The sequence below is a fragment of the Leptothoe sp. EHU-05/26/07-4 genome, from assembly GCF_043421015.1.
Classification (GTDB): Bacteria; Cyanobacteriota; Cyanobacteriia; order Phormidesmidales; family Phormidesmidaceae; genus Leptothoe; species Leptothoe turfae.
Genome location: NZ_JAXSQV010000006.1, coordinates 24981 through 46704 on the forward strand (window position 1 = coordinate 24981; position 21724 = coordinate 46704).

At 44.8% G+C, this 21724-nt stretch carries 14 protein-coding genes; 11 read left to right on the forward strand and 3 right to left on the reverse strand.

Annotated elements, in window-relative coordinates:
* Positions 1 to 340 precede the first annotated feature (340 nt).
* The 9 genes from U2F10_RS22105 (at position 341) to U2F10_RS22145 (ending at position 11562) form a co-directional block, all read left to right on the forward strand.
* Entirely contained in the window at positions 341 to 1777 is a 1437-nt protein-coding gene (locus tag U2F10_RS22105) for a hypothetical protein (RefSeq protein WP_499873323.1), read from the forward strand.
* Between the two features lie 227 nt (positions 1778 to 2004).
* A complete protein-coding gene (locus tag U2F10_RS22110) occupies positions 2005 to 2445 on the forward strand; it encodes a hypothetical protein (RefSeq protein ID WP_163660009.1) in 441 nt (146 codons plus the stop codon).
* A gap of 157 nt (positions 2446 to 2602) precedes the next feature.
* Positions 2603 to 4054 (forward strand): aminotransferase class I/II-fold pyridoxal phosphate-dependent enzyme, encoded by a 1452-nt coding sequence (locus tag U2F10_RS22115; protein WP_499873324.1) that lies wholly within the window; start codon positions 2603 to 2605, stop codon positions 4052 to 4054.
* A gap of 58 nt (positions 4055 to 4112) precedes the next feature.
* Entirely contained in the window at positions 4113 to 4709 is a 597-nt protein-coding gene (cbiT, locus tag U2F10_RS22120) for a precorrin-6Y C5,15-methyltransferase subunit CbiT (protein ID WP_006516988.1), read from the forward strand.
* A gap of 419 nt (positions 4710 to 5128) precedes the next feature.
* Positions 5129 to 6916 carry a hormogonium polysaccharide biosynthesis glycosyltransferase HpsE gene (gene hpsE, locus U2F10_RS22125; protein ID WP_499873325.1) on the forward strand — a complete coding sequence of 596 codons (1788 nt, stop codon included), beginning with the start codon at positions 5129 to 5131 and terminating at the stop codon, positions 6914 to 6916.
* A gap of 18 nt (positions 6917 to 6934) precedes the next feature.
* Entirely contained in the window at positions 6935 to 7873 is a 939-nt protein-coding gene (gene hpsE / locus U2F10_RS22130) for a hormogonium polysaccharide biosynthesis glycosyltransferase HpsE (protein WP_499873326.1), read from the forward strand.
* A gap of 18 nt (positions 7874 to 7891) precedes the next feature.
* Positions 7892 to 8872, forward strand: coding sequence for a glycosyltransferase family 2 protein (locus U2F10_RS22135; protein WP_499873327.1), 981 nt, complete (start codon positions 7892 to 7894; stop codon positions 8870 to 8872).
* 232 nt (positions 8873 to 9104) lie between these two features.
* Positions 9105 to 10079 carry a glycosyltransferase gene (locus tag U2F10_RS22140; protein WP_499873328.1) on the forward strand — a complete coding sequence of 325 codons (975 nt, stop codon included), beginning with the start codon at positions 9105 to 9107 and terminating at the stop codon, positions 10077 to 10079.
* A gap of 595 nt (positions 10080 to 10674) precedes the next feature.
* A complete protein-coding gene (locus U2F10_RS22145; protein ID WP_163660001.1) occupies positions 10675 to 11562 on the forward strand; it encodes a glycosyltransferase family 2 protein in 888 nt (295 codons plus the stop codon).
* A 32-nt stretch (positions 11563 to 11594) separates the two neighbouring features.
* On the opposite strand, the gene U2F10_RS22150 is transcribed toward U2F10_RS22145, so the two are convergent.
* Positions 11595 to 14834: an HAD-IIIC family phosphatase gene (locus tag U2F10_RS22150; protein WP_499873329.1), complete on the reverse strand. Its 3240-nt coding sequence runs from the start codon at positions 14832 to 14834 to the stop codon at positions 11595 to 11597.
* Positions 14835 to 15538: 704 nt separating this feature from the next.
* On the opposite strand from U2F10_RS22150, the gene U2F10_RS22155 reads away from it, so the two are divergent.
* Positions 15539 to 16429, forward strand: coding sequence for a putative capsular polysaccharide synthesis family protein (locus tag U2F10_RS22155; protein WP_163659999.1), 891 nt, complete (start codon positions 15539 to 15541; stop codon positions 16427 to 16429).
* Positions 16430 to 16463: 34 nt separating this feature from the next.
* Here U2F10_RS22155 and U2F10_RS22160 read toward each other — a convergent pair whose 3' ends face one another.
* The gene (locus U2F10_RS22160; protein WP_499873330.1) at positions 16464 to 17189 is read right to left on the reverse strand and encodes a DUF8692 domain-containing protein; all 726 of its coding nucleotides are present in this window, start codon (positions 17187 to 17189) and stop codon (positions 16464 to 16466) included.
* Positions 17190 to 17212: 23 nt separating this feature from the next.
* Positions 17213 to 18373, reverse strand: a complete 1161-nt coding sequence (locus tag U2F10_RS22165; protein WP_163659997.1) for a hypothetical protein — start codon at positions 18371 to 18373, stop codon at positions 17213 to 17215.
* A gap of 59 nt (positions 18374 to 18432) precedes the next feature.
* Here U2F10_RS22165 and U2F10_RS22170 point away from each other — a divergent pair, with 59 nt between their 5' ends.
* Positions 18433 to 21594, forward strand: a complete 3162-nt coding sequence (locus tag U2F10_RS22170) for an alpha-mannosidase (protein WP_499873331.1) — start codon at positions 18433 to 18435, stop codon at positions 21592 to 21594.
* Positions 21595 to 21724: the final 130 nt, after the last annotated feature.

Below are 21724 nucleotides of genomic sequence, written 5' to 3' on the forward strand. Positions count from 1 at the left end.
GAAGCTGAAAAATGTTGATGCAGATCAATCTTGCTAGCTCGGTGTTTCGCTTCAATCAGCAATGGCAATAGCTGCTTAAGTATGGTGTTTTGTGCGCACCTTCAATATCTGTACCCACACTGGTCATTGATGAAAACCAGTTGGGATCTCGTATCAGACAATGGTAGCCATAGGCTTCAATCTAGACCTGACATTCCATTAGATTAGGGTCGCTTGAATTGCTGTTGAATTTCGAGGTCTACCCTAGACTGTAAGGGGGCAACGTTGAATGAAAAATCGCTTTAACGCGCCTATTTGGCGTGTGTCTATTTGAGTTGTTTACCAGGATAGGGAAGCATCTGTGGACGCTAACGTTTTATCACTTTTTAATCAGCCTTTAGCTACCGTCAACGATTCAAGCGCCGATCCTTTAGGCGCTTTTGTAGCATTACTACCAAATATCGATTTTGATAGCTTGATCGCAGATATTACAGATTCTGTGAATGATGCGATCGCAGATATTGATCAAGTCGTTGATTCAACGACTTCACTGGTGGTGGAGACTCTAACGAATCTTGGAGTTGATATTGAAACTGTCGATGTCAGCGATGTCGTTGAGGATATTGTTAACTTCATCGCAGAACTGCCCGAAGATGCGACGATTGCCGATGTTCTGAGTGATGTTGTGGACTTTTTTGAAGTGATGCTGCCATCACTATCAGACGATGAACTGTTAGGGCTGTTGACTGATGTCAGCGACCTCATTAACGAGATCGCTCCTGATCTCAGTCAACTATCAATTACTCCGTTTCTAGAGCAAGGGGTGGATTTTGTAGAAGACCTGATTGATAGTACAGGCACCATCACAATTGATGGTCCTAACTTGTCAGGAGAATTAACCCAGGACGGGATACTGCGTTCGTTCACCATCGAGTTCTCTGATGACGCCTTTGATGATCTGCTTGAAGATGCCAGCGATTTTCTAGCAGGGATTACAGGTAGTGCCAGTTTGAGTGACGGTCAATTCACAGGGGATGTCACCATTGATGGCAATGACTATACCTTGAGTCTGGACATCACTGAGGCCTTGACGGACAGCCTAACTAGTCTGTTTACCAGCGCAGAGGTGACGTTACCCTTTGCCAACGGCGTTCTCAATGTTGATATCGATACAGCCCTTGGCGACTTTGTCGGCACGATCGATTTTGCAGGGGGAGATCTCGACCTTGATTTAACAACGCCGTTTGGAGCTCTAGATACCAGCATCGAATTTCCTGAGGATGCTCAGTTTGAGCTACCCGGTGACATGCTTGCAGGGGTTGATGCTGAGCTAGATTGGAGTGCGGGTGTTGTGCGTATACCCATTCCTAGTACGCTTCTGGCTTTACCGCTTGAAGCTTTCTCTGGAGAACTGTCTCTATCGGAGGGCTCAGGGGCATTTACAGCGGGTGTTGATGGTCTGCCGATTGGTGATTTCTCAACAACCTTTGAGGTGGGGCCTCTGGCTAGCCAACTAGCAAGTGCCTTGACTGAAGATCTAAGGGGTGAGTTGACGATTGATGCAGGTGAAATTGCTGGCAATATTGTCAGCGACTTTGGGGAATTTGAAGTGGCGGCTGCCTTTGATGACCTCATCCTACAGGCCAGTAGTATAATCGACTCCACCACTGGGGCATTGACCTTACAGGATGGAATCGCATCTATCAATCTTGATACATCCCTTGGCCAACTTTCAGGCGCAATTGCTTTGTCAGCAGTAGAAGATGTTTTGACCAATGCATCTAGTCTACTGGCTTAACAAAATAAATTTTGGCTCATAAACGAGCGGTTATTGGTTCTGGAAAATATTGTCCGGCTGTCTGCGTTGGCAGCCGGATTTCTTTTATTCATGAGGCTTTCAGCATAATCAAGAAAAAAGCTTCAGCGACGTCTTTACGAAACTTAAAGAAATAACGTTTCTGAGAACGGCTAGTAAAAGTTAATATAAAACAACCTAATGGCTACCATTCGTTACACAAAAGAATTATGGGATTATTTGATTTCTTGGGCGGCAAAAAAAATCAAGGTCCTCAACCAAAAGAGGCTTATTTTTTGACCGAAGATGAAGCTAAAACCTTTGGTGACATCGACTTCATGCGGAAAGAGGTCGTAGTCCGTCGCACATTCGCTAAGAAAAAAGGTCAAGAAGAGCTGGAGAGTGTTAAGAGCATTTCCTCTAGCACTAGCAAGGCGGTAGGAGAAGCGGTTAAGCCTGCAACTGCTAGCTTTGGTGCTTCTGCTTTTAGTACTCCTGTAGCTCCTGCTCCTGCCGCAGCGGCTTCTGCTGACGTGCCTACAACTAGTGATTCTGAGTCTGCTGCATCTACGCCAGCTGCCCCTGCTGCATCTCAAGAGCAAGATGTTCGTCCAGCACCTGACACCAGCATGGATATGTTCCGCAACATGGCTAAAAAGATACGACGATAGGCTGGTCATGTGTTGATCGCTCTAAGGGCTTAGTTAGCCCTGTTGTTGAGTGATTGATTGCGTTAGTCTTCTTGGTATTTGGTCAAAGTAGGCACTTGGGTTCTCACTAACCCTGGTGCTTTTTTGATGATTGATTTTATTCACAGATAAAATTGCCATGCTGTCCCAAGCCAGTGCACCACTTGTTACTGCTTTGCAGGATTGTGCACGACGACAAGGTGCTGCTTTTTATGCCCCTGGGCATAAAGGTGGGCACGGAATATCTTCGTTGCACCAGCAGGTTTTTGGTGGTGATGTCTTCTGCGTAGATATGCCTGAACTGCCTGAACTCGATGACTTGTTTTCCCCTGAGTCTGTCATTTTAGAGGCTCAGCGGTTGGCGGCTCTAGCTTTTGGTGCAGAGAGAACTTGGTTTTTGGTCAATGGTTCCACCTGCGGTATTGAAGCAGCCCTGCTAGCCACCTGTGGGCCGGGTGACAAAGTCATTGTGCCGCGTAATGCTCATCAGTCAGTACTCTCTGGGCTGATTTTATCGGGAGCCATGCCCGTTTGGGTGTCTCCAACCTACGAACCCGGTTGGCAAATGGCTTTGGGGGTTACGGCGGATGCGATCGCAGCCACCCTAAATCATCATCCCGATGTCAAGGCCGTGTTGGTGGTATCACCCACCTATGAAGGCGTGTGCAGCAATATCGCTGCCATCGCAGCCGTTGTCCATAGCTATGACATTCCTTTGATTGTGGATGCGGCCCATGGTCCTCATTTTGTGTTTCATGCTAATTTGCCGCCATCTGCCCTCAGTGGAGGGGCGGATATAGTTATTCACTCAGCCCACAAGGTTTTGGCTGCATTTACCCAGGCTGCATTGCTGCATGTGCAAGGAACACGATGCGATCGCAACCGTTTGAATCAAGCACTACGCATCACCCAATCCAGTAGCCCTAGCTATCTACTGCTCGGTTCTTTAGATGCCGCCCGTCATCAGATGGCAACCCATGGTCGGTCACTGATGGAACGAACCCTTGCCCTGGCTAGAACGGCACGTGAGCAGTTGAGTCATAGTCCGCTACCGGTTTTGAATGTGTCTGACGGCAGCTTTCAACAAGACCTAACGCGTCTGACAGTAGATGTTTCTGCTATGGATACGACTGGATTTGCCGCCGACATGTGGTTACATGAACGGGGTGTGACGGCTGAATTGCCGACATTGCACCAGCTAACCTTCATCATTAGCCTTGGCAATTCGATCCAAGATATTGAGCGATTGGTTCAAGGGTTATTGCAACTGCCTGCCACAGGTGCAGTCAAAAAAGCTCGACCCTATGTGGAAATGCCATTGACGGGGCTCTCTCCCCGTGAGGCTTTTTTTGCTGCCACAGAAGTTTGCAAAATAGATAATGTGATTGGTCGCTTAAGTGCCGATACGGTCTCTATCTACCCGCCTGGTATCCCTAGCCTCATGCCAGGAGAGTTAATTACAGAGACTGTGCTGATGACTCTACAGACAGCTCAAGCAGCAGGTGCCCATCTGAGTGGTCTGGCAGATTCCTCTCTACGAACCGTTAGGGTTTTGCAGGTCGATCATGGCTCCTCTGTAATCAGACCCTAGTCAGACTTTCAGAACAGCGCTATCCTCAGGCTATTCCAGCGTTTTAAGGCAGATTTCCATGGAGCCCCTCTGGCCCTACGCTACCCCCGGTATTCCCGATCGTTTTTTTGAGCAGCTACCTGGTATTCCCATGAGCCAACGTGAGGTGCGATTGGCCATTCTTAGTGCTCTCCGATTAGGACCTAAGGCTGTGCTTTGGGATATTGGGGCAGGCACTGGGACCATTACGGTAGAAGCAGCGTTGCTCTGTCCCCAGGGCTCAATTGTGGCGGTGGAGCGAGATGAGGACGTAGCAACCCTGATCAAAAATAACTGTCAGCGGTTTGAGATATCTAATGTCGATGTTGTCGTTGGTAATGCTCCCGACTGCTTCGACAGCCTGCCCCATACGCCTGACTCAATCTTGGTAGAAGGTGGACGAGACCTAAAACCTCTCTTAACTGACGCCTGGCATAAACTTGCGTCCCATGGTCGGCTCGTCGTGACCGCAGGAAATTTTCAATCGCTCTATGCAATTTCTGAGAGCTTTGCAGATTTACAGGTCAGAAATATAGAAGTCGTTCAAACCGGGGGTAGCCGCTTAGAAACCCGTGGCTCGAATCAGGTATTAAAGCCGATTGTGCCAATATTTATCCTAAGTGGTGAAAAGTTTTAAGGTGGATGGACTCAGTATGAATGGCTGGGTCCGTTTTAGAAATAGATCTAATGGAGTCTGTAAAAACCATGAAGATGACTTTGCACGTTACTCTTTGTGATTAAGTGGGGCTGGCTATCCCCCGACAGTCATTTGAAGTTGCTGTCAATGACTGTCCTTGTAGGTGACTTTCCTTGGGCTGACCCATGTGTTGTAATGAATCTAGGGACTATCAAACTTGATATTTCTCAATCTACATATTTCAAACCACCATCACCATAGAGCGTCTGCGCGTTTATCGACTTTGCTCGATAATTACTGTCCACTTTTTTGGGTTGCTCCATGGCAGCTAATTGGTAGTTATCTGATGTCTGAAATTTTGGGTAAAGGCAACGCAGCTTTTACTAAATGTTGTTACATAAGACCTTCGGCCTCTAGTCATGATGACCGTTGATTCTCAACCGAATAAGGCGACTGAGTCCTCGGTTGAATCTCGGCAACCTTGTTTGGATATTACCGTTGCTATTCCTACCTATAACGGTGCTGAGCGTATTCCTCAGGTGCTGGAGCGCCTTCAACAGCAGGCAGGGGTATCCGATCTGCATTGGGAAGTCATTGTCTGTGACAATAATAGTTGCGATCGCACCGTCGATGTAGTGGCAGATTACCAGAGTACCTGGCCTCAGGAGCATCCATTACGATACTGTTTTGTTGCGGAGCAGGGAGCAGCATTTGCTAGACAAAGAGCCGTAATCGAAGCCCATGGACATATTGTTGCCTTTCTAGATGATGACAATATTCCAGCCCATGATTGGTTGAGCAATGTTCAACAGTTTGCTGAGGCTCATCCCCAAGCAGGGGCCTTTGGCAGTCAAATTCATGGTGATTTTCAAGGTCCTTTGCCAGATGGTTTTGAGCATATTGCGTGTTTTTTAGCCATTGTTGAACGGGGTAATCAACCCCATCTATATGATCCAAAGTCTAAGATTTTGCCGCCAGCTGCTGGGTTAGCTGTTCGCAGGACAGCATGGCTCGATGCAGTCCCAGAGCGCCTATTTCTGAATCATAAAGGTAAAAATGCTGGCCTTGCCAGTGAAGACTTAGAAGCCATGCTTCATATTCAGAGGGCAGGCTGGGAGATCTGGTATAACTCCAACATGGTAGTGAATCATCAGATTCCTGGTAAGCGTCTTCAACAAGAGTATCTGGTTTCACTGTTTCGCTGTGTTGGTTTAAGTCGATTTTATATTCGTTGGTTAGGCACTAAAGATTGGCAACGCCTTTTCAAAATACCTGCGTACATAGCCAATGATTTGCGCAAACTGGCTCTCCATTACCTAAAGAATGGGCCGCGTCAGCATAATCTGACTACAGTGACTGCTTGTGAGCGAGCATTGCTGACCAGTACTGTGGTTAGTCCTAGCTTTTTACTAAGAAAAGCATCCCGAGATTTTTGGCAAAATCGAGTAGATAAGACCCAACTACCTGAACGTCAGCAGTGGCTGCAACGTTTAACAGATGCATTTGAGGAACGCCAACTTGTTCTACATCAACAGGCGGTTATTTCTCTCGACACAGCAACAACGTTGGACAACAATCTAGCGACTCCTTGCCAGCATGAAATCTTAATGCGCTTGCGTTATCATTCTTCTGAAGAGAAATTGGTATTTCCTGCTAGCTTTTTGCCCACTGCCGAGCGTTATGGTCTGATGCGAACCTTAGACCGTCGTGTCATTCAGCAGGTTTGTAAACGATTAGCCGTTAAAGCTATGGAGGCACCTTACTCAATCAATTTGTCAGCGGCTAGTGTTTGCGATCCCAGTTTTTCTCATTTTTTAGAAGAACAGCTTGAGCGTTATCAACTCAAATCTGGGAGTTTATACTTTGAGATTCCGGCTTCGGTGTGTATGAAGCACCTTGCAGCAGCGACAACATTGGTTCATCGTATAAAGGCATTGGGCTTACATGTGACCATAGATGAGATTCTTGATGACTTGGAGATCTCCTCTGATCTTATGCAGTTGCCGGTAAACTGTTTGAAGCTCAGCTCCAGTATAGTTGTCTCTATTAGCCCAAAATTAGGCGATTGGGTGCACTTTAGTCAGCAACGTAATATTCAATTAGTTGCTAAAGGTGTGGAGACCAAAGCGATGATGGAGCAGCTCCAATCTGTAGGCATTCAATATCTGCAAGGATATTATTTATCTAAGCCAACTCCATTGACTTAAGAGGTGCGATGCTGAACTATGGTTGATTTTACGGTTGTTATTCCTGCATATAACGGCGCGCAACGATTGCCAAGGGTGTTAGATGCGTTGCGTTCTCAGGTCATCTCTGACGCCTTTACCTGGGAAGTCGTTATTGTGGATAACAACAGTACTGATGAGACTGCTGCGGTCGTTGAAGGCTATCAACCAAATTGGCTAGCGACTGTGTCTTTGCGCTATGTAACTGAACCTAGACAAGGATTAGCCTATGCCCGTCAATGTGGAGTAGAGGCAGCTAATGGTAAGTGGGTTGGCTTTTTGGATGATGACACTGCTCCGGATCAAAATTGGGTTACAGCGGCTTATCATTTTGGAGAGCAACATCCTCAGGCAGGCGCTTATGGTGGCCAAATTCACGGTGATTTTGAGGTGCCTCCACCCGAGAATTTTGAACGAATCAAATCATTCTTAGCCATTAAAGAGCGAGGGCCTAATCCCCATCTCTATCAGCCTGATGTGTTGATTTTGCCACCAGGTGCAGGGTTAGTTATTCGCAAACAGGCGTGGCTTGAGGCTGTTCCGGCTCAGTTACAACGCACTACCCGGGGTGGAAATGATTTTGAGATTTCAATATGCATGCATCGTCAGGGGTGGGAAATTTGGTATAACCCCGATATGCATATTTATCATCATATTCCTCAAAAACGTCTAGAGAAAGAAGCATTACTCTCGCTCTCTCATACCGTAGGTAGTTGTATTTGCGAATTGCGATTAATCAATGTCAGCGTATGGCAGGTCCCTGTTATTGTCAGTCGTATATTTCTTGGTAATCTAAAACGCATAGTCAGGCATTTAGTGCAATATCGGTTTCAAATTCGAGATGATGTCGTCCTCATGTGTGAACTCGTGTTCTTTATTGGAGGTTTTTTGAGCCCATTTTATTTGTTAAGAAAAAAGCTCGCGAATCCGTCCGCATAAGACTATTGAGGTATTCTGATGCCTTTGATTTCTGTTATTGTTCCTGTTTTTAATAGTGAAAGGACGATTGCTGAGACGTTACAGTCAGTTTTAAAGCAAACGTTTGTCGACTTTGAAGTTATTGTTGTCAATGATGGTTCTCAAGATTCTACGTTAGATAAAATTGCTGCAATTAATGATCAACGCATTAAAGTCTTCTCCTATGAAAATTCTGGTGTTTCCTTTAGTCGAAACCGTGGAGTAAGTCATGCTTCTGGAGATTTTATTGCTTTTTTGGATGCAGACGATCTCTGGACTACAGATAAGCTCATGTCTCAGGTGACAGCATTACAGCAATCTCCGCAAGCAGTTGTCGCCTACAGCTGGGTTGATTGTATCGATGAAGCGGGGACATTCTTGCGTAACGGCAGACACCCAAAATATACCGGCAATGTCTATCAGAAACTGCTGCTTGGGAATTTTTTGGAGTCTGGCTCTACGCCTCTAGTACGGAAGCAGGTATTTCAAGATGCTGGCGGTTTTAACACAGCCCTATTGACTAATGAGGATTGGGAGATGTGGGTCCGTCTTGCGAAAGACTATGAGTTTGTTTTGGTTCCTGAAGTTCAGGTGCTTTATCGAATTTCTGCTAGTTCTAAGTCGTTTAATCTAACCCGGCATGAACAAACCCGGTTACGGATTATTGAGCAGGTGTTTGAGCAGGTTCCAGAAGATTTGCAATATTTGAGGCCTAAGTGTATTGCTAACTTCTATCGCTATTTATTGTTTAAAGTTTTGGATGCTCCAGAAAATAGTTTTGATGGGGATCGAAAAAAGGTTCTATTGGCCAGTAAGTTTCTCTGGAATTGCCTAATGCATGATAAATCACTATTTAGGCAACCTAAAACGTTGTTTTCTGCCAGTCTGAAAATACTGCTGTTGGGAGTTTTTCCGGCCCAGTCGCCACGCATTCTTTTAGAGCAGCTGAAAAGCAGTTATGTGACACCTAATGCCAACTAGTTATTGATCTAATAAAAGTTATATAGGGTTCTCTATGGCGATAGTTAAAAAACGGCTCAAAATTTTACTGTATGGCAATGTTTTTGGGGCCTATCGTTCTCAAAATCTGTTTAAATATCTGTTAGATTCGGGCTATCGAATTTCATTCATATCGCCTGAGTTTTTCTATGAGCTGGGTGAGAAAAAAGATCTGCTCACAAAAGCTCTACGTATACTTTTATCTAGTTACTACTTGGTTGACTTATTTGTTCAAGCAGCGTTAGCGGATGTTATTTATTTACTGCCCCTAAATAGTAATCTAATTACTCCAGTTATATGGGCTAGCCGTTTGTTTAAAACTAAGCTGGTTGTTGAGATGTACATCTCAGCCTATGACACGCGGGTACGTGAAAAGCAAGACGTTGCTGCTGATAGCAAGTCAGCTAAGTTACTATTTGCGAATGATCGGCTGGCTCTCTCAGCAGCTGACCGTATCATTCATCTGTCACGGTATGAGTTGAGCTATTGGGAAAAGATTTTTGATATTAAATTGGTAGAAGATAAAATTGCGATCGCGCCACTATTTTGTGAATCTAAGCTAACAGAATATCAACACAATACTATTCAGGATAATTGTTTACGGATTTGTTGGTGGGGGACGTTAATTCCCAGTCATGGAATTCCAACTATTTTAGAAGCACTCCATAAACTGCAAAATAACCAGGTCAAATTTTCGTGTCAACTATTTGGTATTCCGCCTAAAGGTCGAGAATATCTGCTCAATACTTACGAAACACAGATTGAGGAACTGGGATTAAAACAAGTAGTCACCTTACGCCAAGACTTGAAATTCACGGATGATTCATTGCCACGTTACCTTGTGGAAAACTGTGATTTAGCCCTTGGAATTTTTGGCGACACTGAGAAAGCACGGGCAGCTGTCCCTAATAAGTTGATTGAATCTTTGACACTTTGTATTCCAACCTTGACGATGTCTACTCCTGCTCTTAAAGAGTTTTTTGATCCTAATGTAGATTTTTGGGCCTGCGAAGCTTCACCGGAGGGAATGGCTGACACGATCACTCAAATTTACAAGCAAACAGCCTATCAAGTTGATTGGAATAAGACAAGAAAAAAGGTTCTGCAAACCTTCTCTGTAAAGAATTATCATCAATCCATTGCCCAGGTATTGAATAGCGTTAAAGCTGACCTTATTGGTGATAAATAGTTGTTCGCAGACATTTTATCGCTGTTAGCGATCGATAGAGGAATAAAGATTTATAAAAAGTGATTTTTAACTCTCGTAGAATTGACGAGCATATTATTCATAGTCAATATTTTAGACGACATTATTCACTTATCTGATCATGTCGCATGCTTGGTTTTAAAGTGAGGAAAGCTTGGTATATTTTCTGAAGCTATACTGCGTGACTTTCTAGGCGCTAAAGATATAAAAGTTGTGGATTACTAATAATACCAAATCCGAATTCACTAAACCCGATTAAAAATGGATAATCCTGTAGGGGCACTCCCTTGTGCGGTTCGGCTGAGCTCACCGTCGAAGCCATGCCCTTCGATACCGGGCGCTATCAGTCAAGATTTTGTATAAGAGAGAAACAAGGAATGCTCTATGAGAAATTCAAGCAAGCTGTGAAATTTCTCTCTGAACACCTGCACCAAATCTGACGATTTCCCCAAGTCAAAAAAATGTAGTAAAGCTGAAATCGATAACTTTTATCACCTCTGGCAACATGATGCATCCAAGTTAGTGTAAGACTGCTAGATTTGAGGTGGCTCAAGATAAATTTTTGAGAGTGTGTAGTATGAAATTGAGTGTAGTGATTCCGTGTTTTAATGTCTCGGATACGCTGGGCGCACAATTGGATGCTTTGGTTCAGCAGCAATGGGACAAATTGTGGGAGACGATCATTGTAGATAATGGATCGACTGATCGCACCCTAGAAATTGCAAGAGATTATATGGAGAGGCTCCCACATCTGAGGATTATTGAGGCTTATGAACGTAAAGGAGCAGCCTATGCTCGTAATCAAGGCGTGAGCGCTGCGGCAAGTGAGAGCATAGCCTTTTGTGATGCTGATGATGAAGTGGCTTCTGGTTGGGTTGCTGCGATGGGAACGGCACTGGCAAAGTACGATTTGGTGGGGGGTGGTTGCGAACTTAAAAAGCTCAACCCATCTTGGGTCATTAAGTCTCGTTTGGGGGGGCAGGAGCGTGAAATGTTAGCCGATGGTTTGTTGCACAGTAAATTATCTCCTGATTATCCTTATACGGCGAGCTGTAATTTGGGGGTTAAGCGAGAGGTTCACGAGAAAATTGGAGGGTTTGACGAAACGTTGTTTACCTGTGAAGATTTTGAATATTGTCGACAGGCTCAGCTGCAAGGATCGGGTATTAAGTATATCCCTGAGGCTATTGTTCACTATCGCCTACGCCATTCGCTAGTAGGAATCTATAAACAAGCGTACTCCTATGCGCACTGTCAAGTCTTTCTTTATGAGAGATATAAAGCAATTGGGATGTCACCTCGACCTTTATCGAAAAGTGTGATGGCGTGGCGTTTACTGATTAAGGGACTGCTACAAATTCGTAGTAAAGCTGATCTGGCTGTATGGTTTTTTAGTTTTGGTTGGCGAGTAGGCCATGAGGCAGGCAAAAAACAATACTTGATTCATGCTGGGATAGATCAATAAAATGTTTAGCAACAGCCTGCCCGGAACAGTTCTTAGGATATGACCGTGGATATCATATCCATATCTTTTGGCTTACTATCATTGTTGATTTCTGGACTGGTTTTTGAAGTATCAAGAGCTATTTGTATTGTCTTACCCAGTTGTTGAATGTAAGGATCTTCAAACATTGCTGGATGTGGGCAGTCAACATCCCAGATATAGAACTTTCCTTTTGATACTAAAGTATCCCATCCAAATAATAGCTTTTTGCGATCTTGAACGGGACCTAGATTAGCCTTTAAGGACGCTAATGATGAAGGAGGATGCTTAGGTACAAAGCTTTGCTGTAGAGCTAAGAAGAAGTTGATATTGCCAGTGTAGGTCTTTGGAACATAGTCCTTCTGAGCTCGCAGAAAAACCTCGAAGAACTGGTCCTTGATCCGTCTCTGCTTAGCTAATGAATGATGTGTATTGTTTTGAGTATTAGTTATAACTGGTGCTAGTTGGTCGGTAGCTATCTCACATTTATTTTGCTGCTCCATATTTTGGGTAGCTGTTGTCAAACCCTTGATATTTATTAGTTTAGAGCTTATTTGACTCAGCTTTCTGCCAACATACCGCAGTTGCTCTACCAAGGTGTGTTTACGTAATTCGTCTAGATGATAGTTAAATGATACTTTCAGATGACGTAGGTAGTAAATTCCTGTAAACAAGTAATAACTGCGATCCCATTGGTGGTGACGGTAGGTGGGACGATGAAAATAGTATCGTAGCCGGTTAGTAAAGTGATTTTCCAGTTGAGGATGTGGCGTGTCTAACAAACCTAAAAATTCAACAATATCACCTTGGTTGGTGAGCTGCTGTGCCATTTCAAAGGCAATAATACCACCAGAACACTGCCCTACTAATTGATAAGGTCCTTGAGGCTGCTTCTCTTTAATTGCCTGAATGTAAGCGCCGGCCATGGCTTCAATTGACGGTAATGGTTGTTGTTGGCCATCTAGTCCAATCCCTCGTAGAATATAGACTGGCTGTTCATTATCTAGGTGGGCAACAATTTTTACCGTGCTTAGAATGTCACCATAGCCACCATGTACGATGTAGAGAGGAAGCTTACTACCACCAACTTGTCCAGTGACTAAAGGATGCCATGTCTGATCTTGATGCTGATTAATCTTGCTCGCTAAGGTTGCTATGGTGGGTGCATCCAGAAGTGTTGATATCGGTAAACGCTTGCCCAAGATTGTCTCGATATCGGTAAACGCATTTACCGCGAGTAAAGATGTGCAACCTAAGTCAAATAGATTATCGTTGAGACTCACTCTATCAATCCGTAAAACCTTACTCCATATCTCACTGAGTTTTTTCTCTATGGTTGTTTTGGGCTCACTCCAGTTATCGTCATGGGCGCGTTTTCTCTGGTGCTGCTCGGTAAGGTTATTAAGTACTTGTATAGGCTGCCATAGATGATGAACAATGTGAGCCCATTGTTCTGATTTGCTTTGTTGTTGTGCAACCATAGGATTGTTTTGCTCTGCCCTAGGCACGTTTTCCTTTGCCTTTGATGGTTGAGTGGATGCACTGGAGTTGAAGCTTAGATTTTGACTAACTTCTAGGGGGAGTTCGTACTGGCAGCCTTCATGGGTATCTTGTTGGTAGGAATGGCCAACAGATGTGAAGAATTCTGCAATTGGTAAATTTTTAGATGTGGGCCGATAGTTTAGAGTAACTGTATTCAGGCCGTCATTGGCCGCAACCTCACCCAGATGCTTCAACATTTGGTGTTCTACTCCACGACCTAAGACACGGCAGCTGAGTAAAAAGCTATCGACATTTAATGTGTGTGCCTGTCTTTGGAAGATCATGACCCCGACGAGACCATAGTCCCCAAACCTATCTTTAACAGTCACAGCGCGGCAGCCATATCCGCTATCGGTCTGACACAGTCTCTGTATCTCTGATTCGCTATATCGACACGTTGTAGCGTTAAACTGATTCGTGCGTTGAGTTAGCTGAGAGACACGAGAAAACTGTTCTGGCGTAGGAGCGGCGATATTGATATCCAGCTGTAGCCCGTCAATAAAGGTCTTAAAGTCTATGGAATGTTGTTCGAATTGCTTACGAGCTGCGTTTTGTTGGTAGAGTTGAGTACGATTTTTGTCTGCTTCAGTAACCTTGAGGGTATCTAAGGGCCAAATATGGTTGAGAAATTGAGAAAATTGGTCGGGCTCTTCAGGTAGCTGTAGCGTAAGTACCTCGGGGCAGTGCGCCCGTACTTCCGAACATTCTACTGGGTTATCATCAATGAAGATAAAACTGTCTAGCCCCAGGTTGAGTTCTGTGGCTAGAGAACGCAAATTCTCTGATTTGGGCTGCCAGTTAATGCGCCAACCTACCAGGTGTTCACGACCCAAGAGCATATCGTCCCGCTGATCAAATACCTGCCAAACATCTTCTTCAACGTTTTTACTGCATAGACACAACAGGAAGCCAGCTTCATTACAGCGCACCATAAAGGACTGTAGTGCCCGGAACGGTTCATCGACTGCGATGCCCAGGGGACCATCTTCTCCACATATGCCGCGCCAGAGGGTGCGATCGCAATCCAAAGCAATGACTTTATAGGGGGGGCGCTTCAGGGCATGAACTGTCCGTGCAATTATTGTTCCGAGTGCGGCAAACGCTTCAGGAGTGAAGGGAATATGGCCGATGCGATCGCGACTAGCGTCATAAAAGTCGTTAACTGGATATCGTGAGAAAATTGTCCCAGACGGTATCAGGTATAGATTATTAATCGGGCTAAGTTCTTCGACAATCGTTTGCTCAATCTGGTTATAAAGGGCTATTGTCTCAGTTGATGTATCTGGATTAGGTGGACAAAAAACAACTATATGGGGTGTTGAAGAACGTTGAACTGACTCAAGGATAGCGTTAATTAAATCCTGGCTATTTCTCTTTAAAATATCCCTATAAAGAGCGTTCAGACTTTCTTCCGGTTGCTCCTCAGAGGTCTGAAATTTAATCCAATCTTCAATGCGTACCAGCAATAAGTTAAGACCCTGAGTGTTTTGGGCCATTAAACTTGCAGGGTTGAGCAGTTGCTGAAATACCTGATTGTAATCAGTTAGGTTAACTTCCATAGCCAAACCCAGCTGAGCAAACCAAAAATCAAGAATTTCCTTGAGAGGGTCGGCGGTAAAAGTTGCGGCTACAACCAATTGACCAATTTCATTACCGGAATTAGATGCGGTTGACTCGTGAACATTATCCTTTGTGACAGTGGGCTTCGGCATAATTATGAGTAGATAGATGTTTTAAATACTTATCTTTAATGGGCTACAGAATGGTGCGTACTTCTCTTGTGCATCCATTGCAGTAATGGGCAAACGTTAGTAAGCCAATCGCCAATCATGATAAATTGTGAGCGATTTATGAAGTGAGTTGGACATTCCACACGTCCAAACAGTATAAAAAGCCACACCGTTTTGAACTTCTTTTTGTGTATACGTTGTGTATAAACGCTTACTCCTGGTCAATAAGGTTACTACTGATTCCACAATCCCTGAAAGCATTAATACTGAGACTTCAAGTAAGCTTCATAAATTTTGTTCTGAGAGTGTGGGTGATATTGCGTACTATCACCTCACAAGCCTTGATAAAAGAGTGCCTGTTGGATTGTCACCATATCAACATAAATTCTTAGAATTTATTCCTGCTTTCAAGCATATTCTCGTCAAGCTAAGCTTATCTATGGCACCATAAATTATGACGTCTTGCTTTACGGACTTCACTCAAACTTCACAAACAGATATGCCTCGACTGTAATTACCTGATCCTGTAAAGGCTATACGTGTTATCCCATATTAGCTATTTGTTCAATCCATTGCTGCCAGGCTCTTTCAAGCCAAGTAAGCGCTTGAACAAGCCAGTGCAAAATCCTTGTTAGAGGACGTTCTAAGTAACTGATATTGTTGACTTTTTTATTTGAAAACTATAAATGGCTTTAAGCGTTAAAGGCAAACTAATCCAATGGTTAATTAAGAAAAACTTTCATCTTTCAAATTTCTATGAACAATTTAAGGTTGCAAAGGCTGATACGAAGGCCAATAAAATCTTGATTTACCAGATGGGTAAAGTAGCTTCAACTAGCTTACATAAGACACTAAAAAATCGAAATCTTGATGCTTCCATCTACCATTTGCATACTTTACAGCCTGCTTCTATCCATGAGGTGAAGCAGGCGTATAAAAAACGGTTTTTAATTACTCATAGAGTTGATGAACATATTATTCATAGTCAATACCTGAGACGATGTTTAGATCGAGGTTTTAATGATTCAAAATCAAAATGGAAAATCATAACGTTAGTCAGAGATCCTGTTGCTCGCAATATATCAAAGTTTTTTCAGGAAAATCGTTATAATTCTGAATTTAATGCTCTGCTAAATGATTTTAATGTTGAGGCTTTGATCCAAAAATATTTTCATCGTTATCTTGATGAAAAACACCCATTTACTTGGTTCGATGAAGAGCTTAGCCCAGTTTTTTCTATTGATAATCCCTTAAATGACTTTTCTAAAACTGACGGATTTAAGATCTATTCATATGATCATGTTGATTTGCTGATTCTGAAAGTAGAGCATCTTGATCACTGTGTTGAAGAAGCTTTTAGTCAATTTCTGAATGTTAAAAATGTAAGCCTTATGAAGGCCAATGTTGCAGGTAAAAGAAAGGAGCAAGGCAAAATCTATAAGCAGTTTAAGCAGCACATCAACTTTCCCCCAGAATATCTGGATAGGCTGTATCGATCTCCTCAAGTCGAAAAAATTTATAGTGAAGCTGAAATTCAGGGTTTCTACCGTCAATGGCAAGTTGCTCAAAAGATTTAGTAGTGCATGTTTGAGGGCATTCTGTTGATGCCTATCAAAAGTTCTGAAATAGTTGACCTGTGCGATCGCTAGTGTTTGATGGCGGATTGGCCATAGGAAATTTGGTAAGGGCTAATTTTGCTGATTGCCAAACGTAGATGCTTAGATTAACGAGGCCAAGCAACTTGGTTCCGTCTTCTAGCATGATAGGCGTGCCAATGCCACGAATGGGTAAAAAATCCGCCGCTGCCGAAAAGACTAGTAAAGCGCCAGAAATTAGCAGTAATCGATAGGGTGTTGTCAAAATAGTGCGCCAGAAGCAGATTGAGATCGCTACTCCAACGCTACTGTAAAGCCCATACATCAAAATTTTAGGAACATCTAATAAAGAATAGAGAATAAGAGTTATCCGAAATGCATCATCTGCTAATAACAGAGATAAAAATATACCGAAACAGCTTAAATATCGACGCAGTTGCCGATGACGTAACAAATGGGCGGTAAAGAAACAGAGTGCAATGGGGAAGCACCAAACAATTTCGGAAATCTCGGTGAGAATTCCTTCATAGGGTATGGAATAGGGCTCACTAAATAACGTAATCAGTAAGTCAATACCCGTTGATCGCCTGAGCGTTCGCCCTGCCGAGTATCCGTTAAGTATGGTTGAGACTTTGATGTAGGCTGTGAGCAGGGCAAATGGAACGATAACTGCCAGATTGAGCAGTAAGGCTGTGCGATGAGTTTGCATAGCGCGGCACAGGCGATACCAAATTTTGAGCATGATAGGTGGCAGGATGCGTTAGGTTATCCCATGTTAGCTCTACCCTCAAGCCATTGTTGCCAACGATGTTCACACCAAGTCAGAACCCGATCTAACCAGCGCAGCATCCTTTCTAAAGGATGCTCTAAGTAGCTAACGTCATTGATGTTAGCTTCAAACGCATGGGGATCTTTGCTGGATAGGCGACGGGCACTGTAGGTATGGGTTGCACCACTTGATAAGCGTTGAGCCCGTGTTTTAACAGTACCTTTCGTCGCTGAAGACGGGTAAAAAACACGAGAGCGAGGTTGAGGATTGTTTGTTTCTAGAGGGGGCAGACTCAGGGCTTTTGGACCCGGTGCCACCTGAGCCCAGGCTTTTCGAAACTCCATCGGTAAGGCGGCAATAAAGACAGCACCAATGGCCAGAATTGTTTTAGCTGATAATTGCTTGGTTTTACGGGGGACAATGGTTCTCGATTCCCGATAGGCGTTCATGACGCAGGCAATGTAGTGTTTTAGGTCTGCCTGTTGTTCAGGGGTAAAAATATCGAAGACCTCATTGCTTGGGTTCACTAGAACTATCTTTTGAGTTTCGATAGAAGATGCCAGAGTGGTGCCATTTTGAAGCAAATCCGCCCTAGCTTGTCGCCGCATTCTTGCAGATTGAGCCACAGCTAACCCTTTAGATCTGTATTGAGGTTTAGCAGACGTTACGAGGTGACTCTGTTTTCTTTGGATGTTGGTAAGAGCAGCGGAACCCCTAGTAGATAATTGGCTCCCTGGAAGTTGTTGCCTTATCCGTTGAATAACACCAGATAGAAGAGATTGTGCCTTGCTTAATAGGCTACCTGAAGGGGCGATTACTAGCTGGGATGAGTCTTCTGAGGAGAGCAGTTGTTGTGTGTGGGTCAAAATTGCAGTGAACGAATGCTCAAGGTCAGTAACATTGCCCTGAGCACGAGTGGTGGGGACAGTGGGTTGGCTGCTGCTAGTGTCAGGGGTATTATTGCTGCCCAGGGCAAAATTTGCTCGTTCTAATGCCCGCATGACGACATAGATGGGAAACACTGCGACCTGCGCACCCCAGGTGGCGGTTGACTGTAGCTGCCGCCAAGCTCGATCTTGTCGTTCTAACCCCTGCTGCCACTGCTGCAGGACGAATCTGAGTAATTTGCTTTTGTAGGGGCGAGACGACGATGGCATAGTTGTATGGCAAGTATCCTCAGATCCTTGATCAATCTTAGTTCGATCTTAGCGGAAGTATGAACGCCCCTATCTCATTTGTGACGAACCTGATTCAAGAGCTGCGGTCCTACAGTCAGCAGGATGTGCAAATGCATTGGCACGGTTTGTATGAGGATATGGGGGGCAGCCTGACAGCGGCGATGGAACAGGGGCCTCAATGGGATGTGATGCCGTTGAATGAACGTCATCACATTGCTTGGTCTCAGGGACGAGTGCTGTTCTTGTATCAACGGTTTACGGTGCCTGATACTCTGAATGGCTATCCCTTAGATGGTTTGACTCTGCGTTTAGTCACTGCTTGGTGGGCTGAAGATGCACAGCTTTATATTAATGGTGAGTTCGTCCAGGCGGGGGATTTGTTCGACTTCTTCACGCGTCTTTGTTTGAGTGAGGCGGTGATGCCGGGACAATCGTTTGAGGTGGTGCTGCGCCTGGCAAGTCCGAAGCATGATGCAGGGGCGTTGGTGCGATCGCATCTAATTTATGAGGCCTTAAATCACGCCATCAGCCCTGAACCTGGCTTTGTGGCCGATGAATTACAGGTGCTGCATTACTATTTGCAGACGTTGACGCCAGAAAACTTGCCTGCAGTGACGGATCTTATTACTCAAGAGTGGCAAGCCAGCAATGGCGATTTACATCAGCGTCTTGCCCACTTGCGCCAATGTCTGTTGCCCTATGGCGATTGGCTGAAACAGCGGCAAATTCACTGTGTTGGCCATGCCCATTTAGATTTAGCTTGGCTGTGGCCTGTGGCTGATACCTGGCAAGCGGCAGAGCGCACCTTTACCTCGGTTTTGACACTACAGCAGGAGTTTCCTGAACTGATCTATACCCACTCTAGTCCGGCCTTATTTGCTTGGTTAGAAACCAATCGCCCTCAACTGTTTCGTCAAATTCAGCAGCAGGTGGCTGCAGGGCAATGGTCTATTGATGCAGGGCTGTGGGTTGAACCTGAGCTGAATATTGTCAGTGGAGAAGCGATCGCACGACAGATCCTCTACGGTCAGCGGTATTGCCAAGAAAAGTTTGGTACCCGCAGTTTAATCGCATGGCTCCCTGATACTTTTGGTTTTTGTTCGCAGCTGCCCCAGCTACTCAAGCTAGGCGGTGTAAATATATTTGCCACCCAAAAACTCCGGTGGAATGACACCACCCAGTTTCCCCATGAGCTATTTCGTTGGCAAGCCCCCGATGGCAGTGAAATTTTAGGGTGGACGTTACCTCCTATTGGTACGGATTTTGATCCTGTCCAGATGGCAGAGTATGCCGCGCAGTGGGAACAGAAAACCAATAGCCCCCATGCATGTTGGTTACCTGGTGTCGGTGATCACGGCGGTGGCCCCACCCGTGACATGTTAGCTAAGGCGAGACGCTGGCAAGAGTCTCCATTTTTCCCCCAGGTGAGATTCTCAACCCCAGTCAACTTCTTAAAGACTGTATCCCATGCTTTACCCCACGCTGATTATCCCAGTACAGACATAGAACAAACGTTTTTTACTAGTCAAATTCTTCCTGCTTTACCCCTATGGAATGATGAGCTATATCTGGAGTTGCATCGCGGATGCTACACAGCCCACAGTGATCAAAAGCAACAGAATCGTCGCGCAGAAGATTTGTTATATCAGGCGGAGCTATGGTCAACGATAGCGCAGATAAAAGCTGCACACCCTTACCCTAAAGATAGCTTAGAGGCCGCCTGGAAAGGGTTGTTGTTTAATCAGTTCCATGATATTTTGCCAGGCTCATCGATTCCGGAAGTCTTTCAAGATGCAAACCAAGAGTGGTCTAAGGTGGAGAGCTTAGGGCAAGAGGCATTGGTCAATGCATTAGAGACCCTATCCGGTCAATCATTACCAGAGCAAGGTCAACCATTGTTTGTGTTTAATGCCCATGGCTGGTCACGCACGGAGGTTGTGACTGCAACATTACCGTTAGGCCAGTGGCAAATTATTAATTGCGAAACCAAGCAGCCAGTGGAGTATGAGGTGCATCGAGCAAGTAACCCATTAGCTAAAAAGGCTAACGAAGAGAGTCAGGTTCTCAGCTTTTTAGCCGCTGATGTGCCAGCAGTGGGCTATCGATTATATGCGCTCGTGTCTGATGCTTCAGAGAAGAGAGACGACCAAAACTCAGATGAACTTGTTTTAGATAATGGGTATTTACAAGTTGTTGTTTCTCCAGATACTGGAGACATTGCTTCCTGTATTCATGTGGCGACGGGACGAGAGATTTTTAAGGCAGCGGCAAATCAGTTGCAGTGTTTTGAAGATAGTGGTCAGTATTGGGACGCATGGAATATTGCGCCAGACTATGCCGATCATCCCGCTGCCCCTGCAAAGCTGTTGGAGATAAAATGGATTTCTCGTAATTCTGTTCGCCAGTGCTTGCGTGTTACCCGTCAGCTCAATATATCCACGATTGTTCAAGAGTATTGTTTGGAAGCGGCGTCTCCTTTGCTAAAAGTGGAGACCTGGGTGGATTGGCAGGAGACGCAGGTGGTGCTCAAGGTTAATTTTCCGACCACTGTGGAGGCTGATCAGGCGACCTATGAGGTGCCCTTCGGTGCCATTGAGCGGCCTACAAAACCGATAACTGACCATGAAAAAGCAAAGTGGGAAGTGCCTGCTTTACGCTGGGCTGATTTGAGTGATGATACATTTGGCCTGAGCATTTTGACAGACTGTAAGCATGGGTTTGATGCCCAGCCAAGTCAGTTAAGACTGACCTTATTAAAGGCTCCGCTATGGCCTGATCCAGGTTGCGATCGCGGTCATCATCATTTCACCTATGCCATTTATCCCCATGCAGGTTCCTGGCAATCGGCCTGCACCCCCCACCATGCTCGGGCACTCAATATTCCCCTAAGGACTTACCTTCCTAAAGCAATGACATCCTCAAATCGCTCTACTCCTGTTTCGACCAGCCAGAGCTTTTTCAGCTTGGAATCCGATCACCTCATCCTGGCCGCACTTAAACCGAGCGAGTCAGATCCAGAGAGGTTTATAGCTCGATACTACGATGCCTATGGAAGATCATCTGCGAAAAATGTGTCCATGACGAATAGTTTAGGGCTCACGGTAGGAAAATCCCTTAATCTACTGGAAGAGCCTACAGAGCCATCCACTGCTCGACCTTACAAAATTGAAACTCGTTGTCTTTATTCGCAAGACGTATGATACGAAACCCTGATTGATAGCGTTCGATATCTAAGGGTATCCACAAGGGGTGGCCCCTACAGGAGTCTCCATGTTTAATCGGGTTTAATAAATTCGGATTGGGTATGAGAAGCATAAAGGCCGAATTGTC

Excerpts from the sequence above, each read along its gene's own strand:
- U2F10_RS22110 (WP_163660009.1), top strand. The coding sequence starts at position 2,005 with ATGGGATTATTTGATTTCTTGGGCGGCAAAAAAAATCAAGGTCCTCAA.
- U2F10_RS22115 (WP_499873324.1), top strand. The coding sequence starts at position 2,603 with ATGCTGTCCCAAGCCAGTGCACCACTTGTTACTGCTTTGCAGGATTGT.
- cbiT (WP_006516988.1), top strand. The coding sequence starts at position 4,113 with ATGGAGCCCCTCTGGCCCTACGCTACCCCCGGTATTCCCGATCGTTTT.
- hpsE (WP_499873325.1), top strand. The coding sequence starts at position 5,129 with ATGATGACCGTTGATTCTCAACCGAATAAGGCGACTGAGTCCTCGGTT.
- hpsE (WP_499873326.1), top strand. The coding sequence starts at position 6,935 with ATGGTTGATTTTACGGTTGTTATTCCTGCATATAACGGCGCGCAACGA.
- U2F10_RS22135 (WP_499873327.1), top strand. The coding sequence starts at position 7,892 with ATGCCTTTGATTTCTGTTATTGTTCCTGTTTTTAATAGTGAAAGGACG.
- U2F10_RS22145 (WP_163660001.1), top strand. The coding sequence starts at position 10,675 with ATGAAATTGAGTGTAGTGATTCCGTGTTTTAATGTCTCGGATACGCTG.
- U2F10_RS22150 (WP_499873329.1), bottom strand. The coding sequence starts at position 14,834 with ATGCCGAAGCCCACTGTCACAAAGGATAATGTTCACGAGTCAACCGCA.
- U2F10_RS22155 (WP_163659999.1), top strand. The coding sequence starts at position 15,539 with ATGGCTTTAAGCGTTAAAGGCAAACTAATCCAATGGTTAATTAAGAAA.
- U2F10_RS22160 (WP_499873330.1), bottom strand. The coding sequence starts at position 17,189 with ATGCTCAAAATTTGGTATCGCCTGTGCCGCGCTATGCAAACTCATCGC.
- U2F10_RS22165 (WP_163659997.1), bottom strand. The coding sequence starts at position 18,373 with ATGCCATCGTCGTCTCGCCCCTACAAAAGCAAATTACTCAGATTCGTC.
- U2F10_RS22170 (WP_499873331.1), top strand. The coding sequence starts at position 18,433 with ATGAACGCCCCTATCTCATTTGTGACGAACCTGATTCAAGAGCTGCGG.